The 14,534-nt window shown below is 71.2% G+C and carries 16 protein-coding genes; 10 read left to right on the forward strand and 6 right to left on the reverse strand.

The window, feature by feature from the left end; translation table 11 throughout:
- Positions 1–4 precede the first annotated feature (4 nt).
- The 10 genes from ruvB (at position 5) to IPJ78_02850 (ending at position 8,698) form a co-directional block, all read left to right on the forward strand.
- Entirely contained in the window at positions 5–1,033 is a 1,029-nt protein-coding gene (gene ruvB, locus IPJ78_02805) for a Holliday junction branch migration DNA helicase RuvB (GenBank protein ID MBK7905469.1), read from the forward strand.
- Between the two features lie 32 nt (positions 1,034–1,065).
- Positions 1,066–2,097, forward strand: coding sequence for a tRNA preQ1(34) S-adenosylmethionine ribosyltransferase-isomerase QueA (queA, locus tag IPJ78_02810; protein ID MBK7905470.1), 1,032 nt, complete (start codon positions 1,066–1,068; stop codon positions 2,095–2,097).
- 93 nt (positions 2,098–2,190) lie between these two features.
- Positions 2,191–2,541, forward strand: coding sequence for a preprotein translocase subunit YajC (gene yajC, locus IPJ78_02815; GenBank protein MBK7905471.1), 351 nt, complete (start codon positions 2,191–2,193; stop codon positions 2,539–2,541).
- 5 nt (positions 2,542–2,546) lie between these two features.
- Positions 2,547–3,110 (forward strand): peptide deformylase, encoded by a 564-nt coding sequence (gene def, locus IPJ78_02820; protein ID MBK7905472.1) that lies wholly within the window; start codon positions 2,547–2,549, stop codon positions 3,108–3,110.
- A 95-nt stretch (positions 3,111–3,205) separates the two neighbouring features.
- Positions 3,206–4,156 (forward strand): methionyl-tRNA formyltransferase, encoded by a 951-nt coding sequence (locus tag IPJ78_02825; GenBank protein ID MBK7905473.1) that lies wholly within the window; start codon positions 3,206–3,208, stop codon positions 4,154–4,156.
- Positions 4,157–4,177: 21 nt separating this feature from the next.
- Entirely contained in the window at positions 4,178–5,509 is a 1,332-nt protein-coding gene (gene rsmB / locus IPJ78_02830) for a 16S rRNA (cytosine(967)-C(5))-methyltransferase RsmB (protein ID MBK7905474.1), read from the forward strand.
- 2 nt (positions 5,510–5,511) lie between these two features.
- Positions 5,512–6,180 carry a ribulose-phosphate 3-epimerase gene (locus IPJ78_02835; protein MBK7905475.1) on the forward strand — a complete coding sequence of 223 codons (669 nt, stop codon included), beginning with the start codon at positions 5,512–5,514 and terminating at the stop codon, positions 6,178–6,180.
- Positions 6,177–6,839 carry a TlpA family protein disulfide reductase gene (locus IPJ78_02840; GenBank protein MBK7905476.1) on the forward strand — a complete coding sequence of 221 codons (663 nt, stop codon included), beginning with the start codon at positions 6,177–6,179 and terminating at the stop codon, positions 6,837–6,839. Before IPJ78_02835 ends, IPJ78_02840 begins: the two co-directional genes overlap by 4 nt.
- Positions 6,802–7,860, forward strand: coding sequence for a tRNA (adenosine(37)-N6)-threonylcarbamoyltransferase complex transferase subunit TsaD (gene tsaD, locus IPJ78_02845; GenBank protein ID MBK7905477.1), 1,059 nt, complete (start codon positions 6,802–6,804; stop codon positions 7,858–7,860). Before IPJ78_02840 ends, tsaD begins: the two co-directional genes overlap by 38 nt.
- Before the next feature lie 10 nt (positions 7,861–7,870).
- Positions 7,871–8,698 carry a prolipoprotein diacylglyceryl transferase gene (locus IPJ78_02850; GenBank protein ID MBK7905478.1) on the forward strand — a complete coding sequence of 276 codons (828 nt, stop codon included), beginning with the start codon at positions 7,871–7,873 and terminating at the stop codon, positions 8,696–8,698.
- Between the two features lie 152 nt (positions 8,699–8,850).
- On the opposite strand, the gene IPJ78_02855 is transcribed toward IPJ78_02850, so the two are convergent.
- The 6 genes from IPJ78_02855 to IPJ78_02880 form a co-directional block, all read right to left on the reverse strand.
- Positions 8,851–11,370: a carbohydrate binding family 9 domain-containing protein gene (locus tag IPJ78_02855; GenBank protein ID MBK7905479.1), complete on the reverse strand. Its 2,520-nt coding sequence runs from the start codon at positions 11,368–11,370 to the stop codon at positions 8,851–8,853.
- Positions 11,371–11,475: 105 nt separating this feature from the next.
- Positions 11,476–11,856, reverse strand: coding sequence for a holo-ACP synthase (acpS, locus tag IPJ78_02860; GenBank protein ID MBK7905480.1), 381 nt, complete (start codon positions 11,854–11,856; stop codon positions 11,476–11,478).
- Positions 11,853–12,350, reverse strand: a complete 498-nt coding sequence (locus IPJ78_02865; GenBank protein ID MBK7905481.1) for a hypothetical protein — start codon at positions 12,348–12,350, stop codon at positions 11,853–11,855. Before IPJ78_02865 ends, acpS begins: the two co-directional genes overlap by 4 nt.
- Positions 12,343–12,933, reverse strand: coding sequence for a CYTH domain-containing protein (locus IPJ78_02870; GenBank protein ID MBK7905482.1), 591 nt, complete (start codon positions 12,931–12,933; stop codon positions 12,343–12,345). The genes IPJ78_02865 and IPJ78_02870 overlap by 8 nt, the downstream gene beginning before the upstream one ends.
- On the reverse strand, positions 12,926–13,621 hold the full coding sequence (locus IPJ78_02875) for a haloacid dehalogenase-like hydrolase (protein MBK7905483.1): 696 nt from the start codon (positions 13,619–13,621) through the stop codon (positions 12,926–12,928). Before IPJ78_02875 ends, IPJ78_02870 begins: the two co-directional genes overlap by 8 nt.
- Positions 13,618–14,517, reverse strand: a complete 900-nt coding sequence (locus IPJ78_02880) for a DMT family transporter (GenBank protein MBK7905484.1) — start codon at positions 14,515–14,517, stop codon at positions 13,618–13,620. Before IPJ78_02880 ends, IPJ78_02875 begins: the two co-directional genes overlap by 4 nt.
- Positions 14,518–14,534 lie beyond the last annotated feature (17 nt).

A 14,534-nucleotide genomic window follows, 5' to 3' on the forward strand; every position in this document is an offset into this window, starting at 1 on the left:
GCTCATGTCCCGCCCCGAGATCACCACCCCGGAATCGCTCGCCGACGAGTCGGTCGTCGAGCTGTCGCTGCGTCCGCAGCGCCTCGCCGAGTTCATCGGGCAGGGGAAGGTGAAGGACGCGCTGCGGATCTACATCGACGCGGCCACCGCGCGGCGCGAGCCGCTCGACCACACGCTCCTCTTCGGCCCGCCGGGCCTGGGCAAGACGACGCTCGCCGAGCTGATCGCGCGCGAGATGGGCGTGAACATCCATACGACGTCGGGGCCGGCGCTCGAGAAGCCGGGCGACCTCGTCGGCACGCTGACCAACCTGCGCGCCGGCGACATCCTGTTCATCGACGAGATCCATCGCCTCCGGCCGATCATCGACGAGTTCCTCTATCCCGCGATGGAGGACTGGAAGATCGACATCCGGCTCTCCGAGGGCCCGAAGGCGCAGACGATCACGATGCCGATCGAGCGGTTCACGCTCATCGGCGCGACGACGCGCCTGGGGATGCTCACCGCGCCGCTGCGCGCGCGCTTCGGGATCGAGCTGCGGATGAACTACTACCCGACCGCCGAGGTGGAGGAGATCGTGCACCGCACGGCGGCGGTGATGGGCGCGGGGATCGATGCGCCGGGTGCGCACGAACTCGCGCGCCGGGCGCGCGGCACGCCGCGCGTCGCGAACCGGCTGCTGCGTCGCGTGCGCGACTTCGCGCAGGTGAAGGCCGAGGGGCACATCTCGCAGGCGGTGGCGCGCGAGGCGCTCGCGATGCTCGACGTGGACGAGTACGGCCTCGACGAGATGGACGGACGCATCCTGCGCGCGATCGTCGAGAAGTTCGAGGGCGGCCCGGTGGGCGTGGGCACGATCGCCGCGGCGGTGGGCGAGGATGCGGACACGATCGAGGAGGTGTACGAGCCCTTCCTCGTGCAGAACGGGTTCCTGCAGCGCACGCCGCGCGGGCGCATGGCGACGGCGCAGGCGTACCGGCACCTCGGGTATCAGCCGCCTTCGGCGTCCGCGGAGCAGCTGGAGGCTCTCTGACGACGAAGGGGGAAGGAGGGAGGGGGAAGGTGATGCGCACCGCTGACTTCGACTTCCTCCTCCCCGAGTCGCTCATCGCGCAGGAGCCCGCGGCGCGGCGCGATGCGAGCCGGCTCATGATCGTGCACCGCGACCGCGGCACGATCGAGCATCGCCGCTTCACGGACCTCGCCGAGTACCTGCGCGCGGGGGATGCGCTCGTGCTCAACACCACGCGCGTCTTTCGGGCGCGGTTGCTCGGCACGCGCGACTCGGGCGCGCCGGCGGAGGTGTTCCTGCTCCGCGAGGTGGCGCCGGATACGTGGGAGGCGATGGTCCAGCCGGGGAACAAGCTCAAGCCCGGGCGGCGCGTGCACATCGCGCCGGGGTTCGACGCCGAGATCCTCGAGGCGACCGCGCGCGGCACGCGGCTCGTTCGGCTGCACGCTGGCGACCCGCGCGCGGCGATCGCGGCGCATGGGCACATCCCGCTGCCGCCGTACATCGCGCGCGGTGACGCCCCCGCCGATGCGGAGCGCTACCAGACGGTCTTCGCGCGCGAGGAGGGATCGGTGGCGGCACCGACGGCCGGGCTGCACTTCACGCCGGAGTTGCTCGCCACGCTCGAGGCCAAGGGGGTCCGCCGCGCGGAGGTGCTGCTGCATGTGGGCGCCGGGACGTTCAAGCCGGTGGACGTGGAGGATCCGGCGGACCACGTGATGCACGAGGAGTGGTACGACCTGCCGTCGGCGACGGGCGCGCTGCTCGACGCCACGCGTGCCGTGGGCGGGCGCATCTGCGCGGTGGGCACGACGAGCCTGCGCACGCTGGAGAGCGCGTACGAGGCATCGGGGAGCGGGGGGCGGTACCGCACCGGGAGCGGCGAGACGTCGATCTTCATCCGCCCGCCCCATCGCCCGCGTGCGGCCGACCTGCTCGTCACCAACTTCCATCTTCCCCGTTCGACGCTGCTCATGCTCGTCGCGGCGATGGCGGGGTACGACCTGACCATGCGCGCCTACGAGACGGCGGTCCGCGAGGGCTACCGGTTCTACTCGTACGGTGACGCGATGCTCGTCACCTGACCCGGGCGGGGCGCACCCGATAGATTTCCATGGGTGGCCGCGCGCGTGGACCGCGCGGGCCCTCGAACGTCCCCCCAGCCTTCCGACCGCCCCATGCATCCGATCCTCTTCGCCCAGACCGCTGCGCCCGTCGGCCCCTCCGGCCTCGGCCAGCTGATCATGTTCGGCTCGATCTTCGCGATCTTCTACTTCCTCGTGATCCGCCCGCAGAGCAAGCAGCGCAAGGAGCACGAGGAGAAGGTGATGAACATCAAGAAGGGCGACTCGGTCGTCACCGCCGGCGGCATCGTCGGCGAGGTGATCCACATCGCGATGGGGCAGAAGGACGGCGCCACCGCCGCGACGCTCGGCGACCACATCACGATCAAGAGCGGCGAGAGCCGCCTCGTGGTCGTCCGCAACCGCATCGCCGCCGTCGGCGGCGAAGAGCTCCCGGCGGCCTGAGTCGGATGGCGATCCTCCCCATCTCGGTCCTCGGCCAGCCGATCCTGCGGCAGGAGACCGTCCCCGTGGAGGTCGTGACCGACGAGCTGCGCGCGCTCGCCGACGACATGATCGAGACGATGCGCGCCGCGGAGGGCGTGGGCCTCGCGGCGCCGCAGGTGGGGCGCACCGAGCGGCTCGCCGTCGTCGAGGTGGACGGGCAGCTCTTCACGCTGTTCAACCCCGAGATCGTCGCGCGGCAGGCGAAGATCAAGTGGGAGGAAGGGTGCCTCTCGATCCCCGACGTGTACGGGTGGATCGAGCGCTCCGAGTACGTGAAGGTCCGCGCGATGGGCCGCGACGGCGAGCCGGTGGAGGTGGAGGGCACGGGGCTGCTCGCCGTGTGCCTGCAGCACGAGATCGACCACCTGCATGGCAAGCTGTTCATCGACCATCTGAGCTTCCTCAAGCGGCGCGCCGCCCTGGCCGTGTGGGAAGAAGAGCGCGGCAAGTATCCGGACGGGCTCCGGGTGCTGGCGGGAAGGACCGAAGAACGAGGGGAAGGAGCGAATTCGGAGGATGTGAAGTAGAAGTCTCAGGGGGAGGGCGATGGGACAGGGACTTCGTCGCTCTCCCTCACGTCTCCCCCTTTCCCTTCTCCCTTCCTCTCGCTCCTCGCTCCTTCGTGCGAATCCTCTTCTTCGGCACCCCCGACTTCGCCACCCCGCCCCTCCGCGCCCTGATCGGCGAAGGGCACGATGTGGTCGCGGTGGTGACGCAGCCTGACCGCCCGCAGGGGCGCTCGCGCTCGACGCTGGTGCCGTCGCCGGTGAAGGTCGTCGCGCTCGAGGAAGGGATCCAGGTGCTGCAGCCGGACCGGCCGCGCGGCGAGGAGTTCATGGCGGCGCTGCGCGCGCTCGAGCCGGACCTCGCGGTGGTGGTCGCCTACGGGCACATCCTCAAGCAGGACCTGATCGACCTTCCGCGCCTCGGCACGCTCAACATCCATGCGTCGCTGTTGCCGCGTTGGCGCGGTGCCGCGCCCATCCAGGCGGCGATGCTCGCCGGGGACGAGGAGACGGGCGTCTGCATCATGCGCATGGTGCTCGCGCTCGACGCGGGGCCGGTGCTCCTCGCGCTCCGCACGCCGATCGACGAGATGGAGACGGCGGGCGAGCTCACCGAGCGGCTCGCGGAGCTGGGCGCCGAGGCGATCGTCGAGGCGGTCACGATGCTCGACCTCGGGGGCGTGGAGGAACAGCCGCAGGACGAGGCCGGCGTCACCTATGCGCCGAAGATCGAGCGCGCCATGGCGCGGATCGACTTCCGGCAGTCGGCCCGTCAGGTCGCGCGCACCATCCACGGGTACGACCCCAAGCCGGGCGCGTGGGGTCTGCTCCGCGGCGGCGAGGTGCGCCTCTTCGGCGCACGCGCGATCGAGGACCGCCAGGGCGACCCGGGCGAGGTCCTCGAGGTCGGCGAGATGGGGATGATCGTCGCTTGCGGGAGCGGGGCGGTGGCGGTGGAGGCGGTCCATCCCGCCGGGAAGCGGCGGATCGCGGCGCTCGACTGGGCGCAGGGGCGAGGCGTCAGCCCCGGGGACCACTGGGAGGCGGCCGACGGTCCAGCCGCCTGACCGTGACTAGATTTCGAGGGTATGCCGCCCTCGCTCTCGATGGTCACTGAGTCCCGCATCGCCGCCGCCGACACCCTGGCCGACCTCCGGCAAGGGGTGCTACTCGACGCCGCGTTCGACCGCCGCGCCAGCGCGCTCGACCCGCGCGACCGTCGGTGGACGCAGGAGCTGGTGTGGGGGATGCTGCGCCGTCGCGGGTGGATCGACCACCTGCTGGCGCCACGCGTGCGCGGGGGCATCGCGCGGCTCGACGGCGACCTCGCCGACCTGCTCCGCCTCGGGGCCTACCAGCTCTTCCACATGGGGAGCGTGCCGCCGTACGCGGCCATCGCGCAGACGGTCGAGCTGGCGAAGCACCGCCACGGCATCGGCGCGAGCAAGCTCGTGAACGCGGTGCTCCGGCGCCTCGACCGCGAACGCGGCGACGCGCTCGAGCCGGCGCTGCCGTCCGACCCGGTGGAGGCGCTCGCGATCGAGGGCTCGCATCCGCGCTGGCTCGTCGCGCGCTGGGTGGCGCGCTGGGGGGCCGACGAGACGCGCGCGCTCCTCGAGGCGAACAACCGCGAGGCGCCGCTCATCGTGCGGCCCTGGGGCGTGGTGCGCGAGCAGCTCGAGGCGATGCTCGAGACCTCGGGCGTGGAGGTGACCGACGCGCCGCTCGTCGCCGACTCGATGCAGCTCGCGCCGGGCACCGTGCTCACCTCGCTCGGTGCGTTCCAGCAGGGCCGCTGCTTCGTGCAGGACCCGGCGGCGACGCTCGTGACCCAGTACGCGGCGATCCCCGCGGGGGCCAAGGTCGCCGACCTCTGCGCCGCTCCGGGCGGCAAGACGGTCGAACTCGCGCGCACCGCGAGCTACGTGACCGCCGCCGACTCGAGCGAGGCGCGGCTCGTGCGATTGCAGGAGACGATCGACCGTCTCGAACTCGACCATGTGACGGCGGTCGTGAGCGACGCGCGTGACGCGGCGCAGCTCGGCACCTTCGACGCGGTGCTCGTTGACGCGCCCTGCACCGGCACCGGCACCTTCCGGCGGCACCCCGACGCGCGCTGGCGGCTCCGCACCTCCGACCTCGCCGTGATGGGCGCGACGCAGCGCGCGGTGCTGCGCGCGGCGGCGCAGGCGGTCGCGCCGGGCGGCCTGCTCATCTACTCCACCTGCTCGCTCGAGCCGGAGGAGAACGACGCGCAGGTCGAGTCGTTCCTCGCCGACAATCCCGGCTGGACGCTCGAGCCGCCGCCCGAGGGCGCCGTGCCCGCGACGGTGCTCGACGCCGGTCGACTCCGCGTGCTGCCGCAGCGGCACGGTACCGATGGTTCGTTCGCGGCGCGCCTGCGCCGGGGAGCACTCTGATCATGCGCAAGGTCCGCATCGCCCCGTCCCTGCTCTCGGCCGACTTCGGGAAGCTCGCCGAGGACCTGAAGATGTTGGAAGAGGGTGGCGCGGACTGGCTGCACGTGGACGTGATGGACGGCGTCTTCGTGCCCAATCTCACCTTCGGCGCGAAGGTGATCGAGACCTGCAAGAAGCTCACGTCGCTGCCGCTCGACTGCCACCTGATGGTCGTGGAACCCGAGAAGTACTTCGACAGCTTCGCGAAGGCGGGCGCGGACACGATCACGATCCACGTCGAGACCGCGCCGCACCTTCATCGCCAGGTGATGCGCATCAAGGAGCTCGGCGTGCACGCCGGCGCGACGCTCAACCCGAGCACCTCGCTCGAGACGGTGCGCGAAGTGGCGGCCGACCTCGACCTGCTCCTCATCATGAGCGTGAACCCGGGCTTCGGCGGGCAGAAGTTCATCCCCGGCTCGGTGTCGAAGGTGGCGCGCGCGCGCCGGATGCTCGACGAGGCGAACAGCCGCGCCCTGCTCGAGGTGGACGGCGGCATCGCGCGCGAGACGATCACCGCCTGCTGGGCGGCGGGGGCCGACACGTTCGTGGCGGGGAACGCGGTCTTCTCGGCGAAGGACCCTCGCGCGGAGATCCGGGCGCTGCGCGCGCTCTGCGCGGAGCAGGCGTGACGGACCGGAAGCAGTGGTTGATCATCGCCGGCGCCGTCGCCTTCATGGCGGCGGGGCTCTGGGCGGCGGTGACCGCGCTGGGTGACGAGTTGTTCCCGCTCAAGATCGGCGGCGAGGCTCCCACCTTCTCCGCCGTCACGCTCGCCGGCCGGACGAGCGGTGGTCAGACGCCGGGGAGCGCGAAGTCGATCGACGACTATCGCGGCGAGGTGGTGCTGCTGAACATCTGGGCGACGTGGTGCGGCCCGTGTCGCATCGAGATGCCGAGCATGGAGCGGCTGCAACAGCGACTCGGGCCCAAGGGACTCCGGATCGTCGCGGTGAGCGTCGACGACCCTGGGATGGAGGCACGGATCACGGCCTTCGCCGAGGAACTCGGCCTCTCGTTCGAGTTGCTGCACGACGCCCCGGGCGCGATCCGACAGCAGTACCAGACGACAGGCGTGCCCGAGACGTTCATCATCGACCGCGAAGGCACCATCCGCCGCCGCATCATCGGCGCGGACGACTGGTCGAGCGAGACCAACATCGCGTTCCTCGAACGACTCCTCGCCGAGCCGCGGCCCGACGGACTCCCTGCCCCGAAGGCCCCTGTGACGCTCCCCGCCTCGGCGACCCCCAATGACACGGCTGCTCGCGCTCGAGAGCTCGTGCGATGAGACCTCGGCCGCGGTGGTGTCCGGTTCGCCGGACGCCCCGCGGCTCGAGTCGCTCGTGATCCTCTCGCAGGACGTGCACCGCATCTTCGGCGGCGTCGTCCCCGAGATCGCGTCGCGCGAGCACCTCACCGCCGTCGTGCCCGTCACGCGCCAGGCCCTCGCCGACGCGGGGCGCGGCTTCGACGACATCGACGCCATCGCCGTGACGCATGCGCCGGGCCTGGTGGGCGCGCTGCTCGTCGGTGTGAGCTACGCCAAGGCGCTGGCCCACGCGCTGGGCAAGCCGCTCGTCGGCGTGCATCACATGGAAGGGCACCTCTTCGCGACGGCGCTCGAGCATCCGCTCGCCACGCCGCCCTTCACCGCGCTGCTCGTGTCGGGCGGTCACACGCTGCTGCTGGACGTCGAGGCGTGGGGTCGCTATCGCCTGCTGGGCGAGACGCGCGACGACGCGGCCGGCGAGGCCTTCGACAAGACCGCGAAGCTGATGGGCCTCCCCTACCCCGGCGGCAAGCACATCGAGGCGCTCGCGCGCGAAGGTGAACCGGGCCGCTTCAAGTTCACCAAGCCGATGCTCCACAGCGGCCAGCACCTGGGCGACGCCGACTATTACGACTTCTCGTTCAGCGGACTCAAGACCGCGGTGCTGCTCGCCGTGCGCGCGAGCGACGACCTCGAGCGCGACCGACCGCACATCGCGCGCGGCTTCCAGGACGCGCTCATCGGGACGCTGGTCGCCAAGACGATCCGGGCCGCGCGTGCGCATGGCCGGACGCGGATCGTGCTCGGGGGCGGGGTGGCGTGCAACCGGACGCTGGCCGAGGCGATGACGATCGCCGCCGCCGAGATGGGTGGGACCGTCTTCGCGCCCTCCCCGCGGCTCGCGACCGACAATGCGGCGATGATCGCCGCGGCGGGACTGTTCCGTTACACGGCGGGCCAGCGGGACGGGGCCGCGCTCAACGCGCACGCGGCGCTGCCGATCCCGGGGCTCGTCGCCCCCGCGACGGCGGCCGGATAGCTTTCGGCCCATGGAACCGATCACCCACCATCCGTTCGCCTACCAGTTCGGGCCGCTGGAACTCACCGGCTTCGGGCTCGCGATGCTGCTCGCCTTCCTCATCGGGCAGTCGGTCGCGAGCGAGGAGCTCGACCGTCGCGGCTGGGGCTCGGAGATCATGGGCGACATCACCGTGGCGTCGGTGATCGGCGGCCTGCTGGGCGCCAAGCTGTACTACGCGTTCCTCGTGGGCGACATGAGCGCGCTGTTCAGTCGCGCGGGGTTCGTCTTCTGGGGCGGCCTGATGGGGGGCATCCTCGGGAGCGTTGTCGTGGTGCTCATGAAGAAGGAGAGCTTCGCGAAGATCTCGGATGCCACGGCGCCCGGACTCGCGGCCGCGTATTCGGTGGGCCGCAGCGGATGCTGGGCGGTGGGCGACGACTACGGCACGCCCTGGAACGGCCCGCTCGCGGTGGCCTTCCCCGACGGTGCGCCACCGAGCACGGTGCAGAATCTCGTGCAGCAGTTCGGGCTGAAGGACTTCGCCGACATGCCGGCGCAGCAGGTGCTGGCGGTGCACCCGACGCAGCTCTACGAGACGGCGATGGGCCTGGTGATGTTCTTCATCCTCTGGCGCCTGCGCGACCACAAGCACGCGCAGGGCTGGCTCTTCGGCGTCTACTGCGTGCTGCAGGGGACGGAGCGGTTCATCGTGGAGTTCTTCCGCGCGAAGGACGACCGGTTCTTCGGGACGTTCACGATGGCGCAGATGATCGCGCTGGGGTTCGTGGCGGCGGGGGCGACGTGGATGGCGCTCAGGAGCAAGGTCGGGCCGGGGCGGCCGGCCGTGATGGCGTGAGAAGGAGCGAGGAACGAGGGGAAGGGGAAGGACGTGAGGGGAAGGGGGATGGCGTTAGGGGGAGGAGTCAGGGGTGAGCGGGAGGGCCGGTTCCTCGTCCTTGGCTCAAGCGGATTCTTGCTTGACCTTCGGTCCTTGCTCCTCGTTCGTCCTCACGGGTTGAGCCAGTAGCTGAACTTCACCAAGAACGTATTGTCCGGGTGAAGGTCGAACAGGTCACCCATGTCGCGGCGGAAGTCGAAGTCCGTCGGCGCGTCGAGGCCGCGATCGCGGCCCTGCTGCCAGACGAAGAACAGGACCGACCCGGGGCGGTACTCCCAGCGCACGACGGTGTTGGTGCGGAGCTGCTTGAAGTTGAAGCCGCCGGGATCGGCGCCGCCGCCGTAGGGGACGAAGCGCGTGTCGTAGTCGCTCGCCCGCGCGTCGCCGAGTTCCTTCCATTCGCGGAAGTCGCCCACCGAGACGAACGGCTGCGCGTAGAGCTGGATGGAGAGCGTCGGCGTGGCCGTGAAGTTGAGCCGCGAGGTGATGCCCACCGTCCACTGCTCCAGCTCGGCGAAGGTGATGTGCGCCGTGTCGCTCGCGACGTCGCCGGCGTTGGAGTGCCACTGCGTGTCGTTGAGCCCGTAGTTCACGTTCCCCGAGAGGCTCGCGTTGAAGCGCGACGAGAGGCGGAACTGGAAGCCCGGGTTGACCCACCAGCCGCGCGAGCGCCACTCGTCGCCGCGCCACATGCCACCGAAGAGAGTCGGCGTGTAGGCGATGCGACGGTCACCTTCCCAACCCATCCACCCCTCGACGCTCGAGGCGCGCCGGAAGGCGGGGCCGCCGCGCGCGCTCCGGTCGTCGTATGACCCGGGGAGCGTGCCGTTCATGCCGAAGTGCACCCAGTGGGTGTTCGGCAGCTCGACATGCGAGTTGGTATTGAGTCCGAGTTGGGTGCGCAGCCCGCCGGTGGTCCAGTTCGCCACGGCGTTGAGGTTCACGAACGCCCGGCGGTAGAGGCGCGTCGGCTGCTGCAGCTGGAACGAGAACCAGTTGCGGAACATCTGGTCGTCGGCGCGGGACTGGAAGCCGAGGTCGTTGGACTCGAATCCCGGCGAGTAGCGCTGGTAGACCGACTGGAACCGGGTGATGCCGCCGCCGAACTTGGAGACGGAGATGCGCTGCGCATCGCCGGCGAGCGCGGTGCGGAGCGAGTCGAAGGCGATGTCGTCATCGCGGCGCTGGTACCGGTGCACGCCGTCGCGCTGGGTCGAGGCGATCGCCGTACGGTCGCCGCGCACGAGGCTGCCGCTGAGCGAGGTGTGCAGCTCGTAGTTCCCGCCGAGGAACCGCTGCCGCATGTCGAGCCCGCCGGTGTAGGCCTCGCCGCGGAGGAAGTCGCGCGTGTCGGCGTCGAGCGTGCGGTTGACGGCGGTGAGCATGAGCCCCACGCCGCCCTGCCCCTTCCGGAGTTCCTGCTGCACGCGCGCCACCGCGTAGTTGGTGCGTGGCTCGATCGTCCGGCCGAGCCCGCCCTGCTCCTCCTGCGAGACCGCGTCGAGGAACCCGACGTTGAGCCCGTTGCTGAACCGGCCCGACATCTTCGCCGCCCCGAGGATGCGCGAGGAGGTGGGATTGGCCGGATCGAAGTAGCGGCCGCCCAGCTGCGGCGCGCGCCCGATGCGGCGCGAATAGAAGAGCCCCGTGCAGCCCTCGTCGATATCGTCGCAGGCGGTACGGAAGTCGAAGATCCCGGCGCCCTCGAGGAAGAACGGGCGCCGCTCCTCGAAGAACTGCTCGAAGGCGGAGAGGTTGAGCACCGCCGGGTCGGCCTCGACCTGGCCGAAGTCGGGGTTGATCGTCGCGTCGAGCGTGAGGTTGGACGAGATGCCGTACTTCACGTCGGCGCCCAACGTCTGCTGGAACGGGTGCGTCCACTGCCCCGGCCCGTCGGGGCGCGTGAGGTTCTTCGTGACCGAGTAGGGCACGATCTCGAGGCGACGCGGCTGCGGCAGCCGCCCGATCCCGGTCACCTCGCCGCCCTGCGAGACGTAGCCTTGCACGTCGCGGCGATAGAGCGGCCACGAGATGCGCTGGCGCGTGCGCGCGACATCGCGCACGGCGAGGAAGCCGAAGGTGTGCGCGTCGAGGTCGGCGAACCGCATCTGGCTGAACGGGATGCGGAACTCCGCCACCCAGCCGAGCGAGTCGATGCCCGCGGCGCCGTCCCAGACGGCATCCCACGTGGGGTCCTCGACGTTGTCGTTGTAGACGTAGAAGTCGCGCTTGACGCCGGCCGGATTGAGGATGAACTGGTAGGCGGTGCGCCGATCGTGGTAGGAGTCGATCACGAGCTTGAGCTGCTCGCTCTCGGTGCGCACGTCGCGGCGCGACAGCAGCGAGATGATCGAGTCGGGGGCCGGGTCGTGCATCCGGCCGAGGATGTAGAGGTAGCGATCGTCGTAGAGGATCCGCAACTCGGTGCGGAAGCGCGGCTCGGCCCCGGTGTTCGGCTCGTACTCGAGGAACTGGTCGATGACGGGCGCGGCACCCCAAGCGGCATCATCGGGGCGGCCGTCGATGACGGGCGCGATCGTGGTGCGCGCGGCCTGGGCCGCTCGGGTCTGGGCGACGAGCGGTTGGGACGCCGCGAGGGCCGCGGCGGTGAGGAGCATGCGCAACGACATGGGACCGCTCGGTCGGGGAGGGCGCCGGCTCGAGCCGGCACGACGCGTGGGGCGAACACGCGATTCGACAGCGGTACCGCCGGAATGGTTGCGAAGCGCCGCGCGCTACGCTTCGAGGATCACCACGCCACCGGCCACTTCGTCGGTGTGACTGAGCGTCAGGTGCACCCGCGTCACCCCGAGTTCGGCGGCACGGGCGGCGGCGCGACCGGTGAACACGAGCACCGGCGGCCCCTCGCTCCCGCGGACGACCTCGGCCTCCTTCCAGCCGATGAGCTTCGCCTCGTCGGAGCCGGTGAGCGCCTTGAAGGACGCTTCCTTGGCCGCGAGCCGCGCCGCGAGGTGCATCGCCGGCCGCGCCCGTGCGAGCGCGTAGGCCTGTTCATGGGCCGTGAAGAGCCGGTCGAGCGCGCGCTGCTCCTTCCGCGCGAGCATCTGCTCCACGCGCGCGATCGCGACGAGGTCGAACCCGACGCCGACGATCACGAGGAGCGTCCCAGCACGCGCCGCCACAGGGCGCCGCGCCGGCCGCGCGGGTCGCCGAGCACGGGGAGGGCGGCGCGCCACCAGTCGTCGGCGGCGTCGAAGGTGCGTTGCACGGCATCGACCCATCGCTGCCACAGCGCGCGCCGTTGATCGGGCGTGGCCGCGCGCGCGGCGGTGCCGGCCACTTGCAGCGCCTTGAGCGCGGCCCACACCGGCGCGGCGAGCGTGTCGAGTTCGGCTTCGAGCGCGCGGCGATCCGGCGCCGAGGCCGCGTGCCGCGCCGACGCGAGCGCGGCGATCGCCTCGCGCCACTCGCGCTCCAGGCGCGTCGGATCGAAGGCCGCGACCTGCGCGTCCACCGACTGGACCTTCTGGGCCGCCGTGCGCGCGGCGATGAGCGGCTTGAACACGCGGTCGTGGTCGGAGCCCGGCGTGGACGGGACCGCGAGGGCGCGCAACGAGCGCGTGAACTCGGGAAGCTCGTACTCAGGCATCGGTCGCGGAGTAGCGGTAGTCACCCTGGAGTTCGCGGTCGCAGATCGCGGCGCGCTCGCCCGTGCGCTCCTCGAAGAGGCGCACGAAGTCGGGGAGCCGCTGGGTGGTGAACGCCTCGCGCGGCATCGCGAGCGCGGCGATCGCGCGCTCGATCGCCGCCGGGTCGCCCTCGACCTCCACGAGCACGTCCATCCGTGGATAGTGCTCGAAGCGGATCGTCGCCCCCTCCCATTGGTACTGCTCGATCCGGCGGTCGATCTCGCGCGTCACGACGTACCCGAGCCGCTCCAGCAGGGTCGCGAGCGCGTCGGGATCGCCGGCGGTGGTCGAGAGCTCCTCGCGCACCTTGTAGCCGGACTCGTACGCCGTCGGCCCCTTCCAGTCGAGCATCGCGCGCACCGTGGCCGCGCGGTAGACGCGCAGACGGAGTACCTGGTCGCGGAGCCGCAGCGCGAACTCGGGCGTGTCGTAGCGGCGATCCTCGAGCCGACCCTCATAGGCGAGCGCCGCCCCCGCCCGACGGATCGCGTCACGCGCGGCGTCCGCGTCATCGACGATCGCCTTGAGTTCGACCTCACGCATCGCGGATCGCCTCGAGCACGCGCGCCGTGTCGCGAAGGTCGGCGAAGGTCGCGGCCGGCGCGTGCGAATCGAGCTCCTCGACGCTGTACCCGCCCGTGGCGACGGCGATCGCCCGCGCGCCGACGCCGCGCCCGCAATGCACATCGGCGGGCGTGTCCCCGATGATCACGAGGCGATCGCCGGCCAGCGCGCGACCGAGCAGCGACTGCGCGCGCGCGAGCGCCACCGGCGGGAGCTGCGACCGATCCTCGTGGTCGGAGCCGTACGCGCCGAGCGCGAACCGGTCGAAGGCGAGGTCCACGGCCGCGAGCTTCGCGCGCGCGCCCTCGACCACGTTCCCCGTGAGCAGCCCGAGCACGAGGTCGTCGGCCGCCTCCACCGCGTCGATGAGTGGCCCCACGCCGGGCAGGAGTTGCGCGCGGCGCGCGGGGTCCGCGAGGGCGACGCGCAGGTGCTCGAGATAGCGCGCCAGGACGGCGTCCATGCGCGCGTCGATCTCGGCGTCGGTGAAGCCCTCCATGCGCATCATGTCGCGCACGATCAGCTTGTCGGTCTTGCCGTCGAAGCGGTACGACGGGGAGCCCGCGGTGCCGAAGTACTCCCGCAGCGCCGGCTCGATCGCCGCACGGCCGGCTCCCGCGCTCAGCAGGATCGTGCCGTCGATGTCGAAGAGGACGACACGCGTCATCGCCGCGAGAGGTAGAGGCCGCCGATCACCGTCGCCGCGCCGGCCCCTTGGAAGAGCGTCGGCACCTCGCCGAGCACGACCCAGGCGACGGCCACCGCGACGATGGGCTGGAGGTTGCCGTACATCGACGTGCGCGTCGGGCCGATGCGATGCACACCGCGATACCAGAGCAGGTAGGCGACGACCATCGCCATCACGCCAGAGTAGAACACCGAGAGCCAGGTGAGCGGCGTGACGGCCGGCCAGTCGACGCGGAGCAGCGCCGGCGTCGCGATGAGCCCCAGCGGCACCACGCCCCCGACGAGCGTCCACGCGGCGACCTGCACGGCATCGACGCGCTGCGTGAGTTCCACGAGCCAGTTGGTGTAGAACGCCCAGCAGGCGACGGCGGCGAGGATCATCAGGTCGCCGGTCACATGTCCCGCCCCCTCGTCGCTCATCGTCCCGCCGAGCACGAGGAAGACGCCGGCGATCGAGAGTCCGATGCCGGCGACGGCCCGCAGGGGCAGCTTGTCATGCCCGAACATCCGCGCCACGAGCGCGACCATCGCCGGGCTCGCCGCGATGACGAGCGACGCGGTGCCGGCACGCGTCCGCGCGATGCCGCTGATGAAGAGCACCTGGTAGATGCAGTGCCCGAGCACCCCGAGGAGCAGGAGGCGCCGGAGATCGGCCGGGGACGGCCGCTTGCCGGGCCGCCACCTCGCCAGCGCGAGCAGGACCGTGCACCCCAGCGCCATGCGGAGCGCGTTGTACGCGAGCGGCTCCATCACCTGCGTCCCGTACTTCACCACCGAGAAGTTCACGCCCCAGATGGTGGCCATGAGCACCAGCGACATCTCGGTCGCGTGGGAGGCCGGGCGATGGGACGGCAGGGGGTGTTGGGGGGTGGACACGTCAGGGAACTTAATGT

The sequence above is a fragment of the Gemmatimonadota bacterium genome (genome assembly GCA_016714015.1).
Lineage (GTDB): Bacteria > Gemmatimonadota > Gemmatimonadetes > Gemmatimonadales > Gemmatimonadaceae > Pseudogemmatithrix.